Annotated in this window: 4 protein-coding genes; 1 reads left to right on the top strand and 3 read right to left on the bottom strand. The window is 39.9% G+C overall.

Annotation, left to right across the window (positions count from 1 at the left end):
* Positions 1–448, top strand: a 448-nt coding sequence (locus RBH26_RS21190; RefSeq protein ID WP_306760355.1) for a hypothetical protein, incomplete at its 5' end; no start/stop codon positions are given.
* Between the two features lie 27 nt (positions 449–475).
* On the opposite strand, the gene RBH26_RS21185 is transcribed toward RBH26_RS21190, so the two are convergent.
* From RBH26_RS21185 to RBH26_RS21175, 3 genes are all read right to left on the bottom strand, one after another.
* Positions 476–1090 (bottom strand): hypothetical protein, encoded by a 615-nt coding sequence (locus RBH26_RS21185; protein WP_306760354.1) that lies wholly within the window; start codon positions 1088–1090, stop codon positions 476–478.
* A gap of 908 nt (positions 1091–1998) precedes the next feature.
* Positions 1999–2271: a hypothetical protein gene (locus RBH26_RS21180; RefSeq protein ID WP_306760353.1), complete on the bottom strand. Its 273-nt coding sequence runs from the start codon at positions 2269–2271 to the stop codon at positions 1999–2001.
* 8 nt (positions 2272–2279) lie between these two features.
* On the bottom strand, positions 2280–2807 hold a 528-nt coding region (locus tag RBH26_RS21175), incomplete at its 5' end, for a hypothetical protein (protein ID WP_306760352.1).

Below are 2807 nucleotides of genomic sequence, written 5' to 3'. Positions count from 1 at the left end.
AATTTCCTTTGAGATAGATACAGAAAGTTTAGAGGCTGGTACGTATGAATATTCCTTTAGTACTGACGACGATGAAGTAAATAGCGGAGAAATTTATGTCATAGAATGTCCCAACGATGATGAAGTCCCCGAACATGGTGCTATTGATGCTGAAGACCTCAGTGAACGCGGTATGGAAAGGGTCAATATTGATATAAGATTGGTTGAAGACGGTGATGAATACAGTGATTCAGAACTTATAGCAATTGCTAAAGAAGCTGTTTGTATATTCACCCAAGATGATGAATGGAATGCAATTGGACTCACATTTTGGGAACCGGGGCAAACACCCGGATATGAACAAGCATACGCCGAATGTAATTGGGCTCCAGATGGTGTATGGGGAAGAGCAGATGATGTAGATACAGGTGACTACTCAACCCATGAATTCAACCTGAGAAGATTTTGAAAGCCTACTATCTACCCAAAGTGATTTTCATCTGCACTGACCTTCTCTATATTTTGTTAATGTTTTAGAAAGCTGTTCTGTTCTTTCTGGACATTGTACCATTGCAAATTCTGAGAGGTCATCTAAAACGACACATTCTTTCTTTACTGGTTTTAATTGTGTCTTAGGAAAGAATCCCGGAAGATTATAATTTGTAAGTGGATAGGTGAATTCAGAAAGTTCGACAGTTGGATAAACAACAATCTCGATGTATGTCTTTTCATCACTTGGTTGCAGAGGAAAATATGGTTCTGCAATGATATCATGCTTTGATAGATATATGTCTTTTCCACCGCTTTTCTTTTTCTTGTAGGTGAATAGTCCTTCTCGAGTATATGAATTATATTGTTTTGATATTTCTCTGTTTCTAAAGTCCCATGATTCACTCATTCGTATTTCCCATTCTATTTTATAATGAATTTCGCTATCATTTCTTATTCCAAATCCAATATCGTTTAGTTCTAACCAATACAACGGACAGGTTCTTGTTTCGAAATGAATGGTTATATTCGGTTTGTAGAAGTACCAAACTAGGTATTTTGAAAGTACTGGAATGCTCACTATCAATGTGATTATCGCTACAAGAAATCCCAAACTAACCATTATACTTGCCTTGTAATTATAATCATATATTCTTTGGGTGGATAGAGGCTATAATATTCTATAAGAATGAAGGTGTATTTGAAGTAATCTCCTATCTATCCTATCCCCCTGTAGTCCCCCTTTCCTTTCTTTCCTCTTTGGGACGGAGTAGCATATTGACTAGAGTGAGCGACTGAGTAACGCAGTCCCAACTTGTTGGGACGAGTAACGCAAGGAGCGAACGTAGTTAACTAGGGCTACTATAGTCCACAGCTCAAGCGGATTCTATGAGTGACGAGACTATTCGATCCTTCCATAGTCAGAATCGATTCTGACACCTACTCATGATACATGCCCTTAGAGAACAACTGTGATCGATAGACAAGACCCAACCATCGTCTCGAAAAAGAATCTAGCTCATGGTTCACTATCGGTATGAGATAGCTCAGAATCAATTCTGATTTTGAAGGGCTTCTCGCAAATCGTCCCCTCTGGAATAGTAGGCATAGCTCATAATCTTGGCTTCCACCTTGCTAGGTTTCCTCATATATCCAGATAACTTATGGAGATATAAGAGACTTTCGCCAATTAGTGACCTATAATTTCAGACTTTTCTCCATTCCACCCACAATCCAAACATAATGTCCAAGGCTTAGACTTACTATCGCCACAGTTTGGACATTCTGACAAGAAAGATCCCGAAGCGAATTGGCTTACGTCCCTTTGCTCTTCGATATAGCTCATATTTTGCTACTCAATCGAGATATATCCCTCTTCAGCTAGGGTATGTTCGATGCAAAGACGGACGAATTCACTTCTCTTATCGATCTCATTTGCAAGCATATACTCGTCAATAGCGACGTTAAGAGCAGTCTCACTAACTGTTAGACGGAAGGATTGCACTTCGGGATTGACTAGTTCTTTTTGCTTTACAGACATTGGAAATCACCCGGAATACGGGCTATTAATGCTTGAGAAGACGAAATAGCTATATTATCATTAGCCTGTCTGAAAATCAAAGATTCATCCATACCACGAATCATTTCCTTGAGACTTTCATCGTTTGTGACGATATATCGATATTCGTCCCCCTCAAGATCGAAGACAAACGTTTCCGGCTTACCTTCGATATTATCACGCATATCTTTCAGAAAAACAGGCATTTCCTTCCGGTTGTATCGGTGTGGTTTTTGAGAATTCATTGTCTTAATCAGTTGAAAAATGGAGTGTAGATAATCTTATCGCCGTTTTTGTAGTGGCATTCCTGAACCATTGCTAAATCCTCTCCAAATTTTGCCAAGTGTGGATCAATAGCGCATACTCTTCCGTCGTCTAGTTCTTTTTTCTCCCCTTGGCTTAGCTCTTCGAAAACTACGTTAACAGATTTCTCTTCTTGCTCTTCCTCTTGGGAAAGCTCTTCCTCAATTTCATTACCGATATCCGACCATACTCCCCCTCTATCCTGAAATGCTTTAGCAGCTTGGCGTTTGGCTTCGGGGGAAGGCTCTTCAGATTGCTCTAATTCCTCTGCATTTGCTTCCTCTTCAACTTGAGAGCGAGAATCTAACTCTGCTACTGTTTCCCCTTCGATCCTCTCAATAACCTCTTCAGCTAATTCATCAACAGGATCGCTTGGGTCACTCCAAGCCCCACCCATTTTATCGGTAATCTGCTTGACTTTTTCCTCTTTGCTTTCCGAAGAGTCAGAATAGCCCTTCTCTTCTCTTTCATTTTCGTA

The sequence above is a fragment of the Natronolimnohabitans sp. A-GB9 genome, assembly GCF_030848565.1.
Taxonomy (GTDB): Archaea; Halobacteriota; Halobacteria; order Halobacteriales; family Natrialbaceae; genus Natronolimnohabitans.
This window is presented reverse-complemented; position numbering and strand designations above follow the sequence as displayed.

What these genes read in the sequence shown, in the direction of transcription:
- RBH26_RS21185 (WP_306760354.1), bottom strand. Translation starts at nt 1,090, where the DNA reads ATGGTTAGTTTGGGATTTCTTGTAGCGATAATCACATTGATAGTGAGC.
- RBH26_RS21180 (WP_306760353.1), bottom strand. Translation starts at nt 2,271, where the DNA reads ATGAATTCTCAAAAACCACACCGATACAACCGGAAGGAAATGCCTGTT.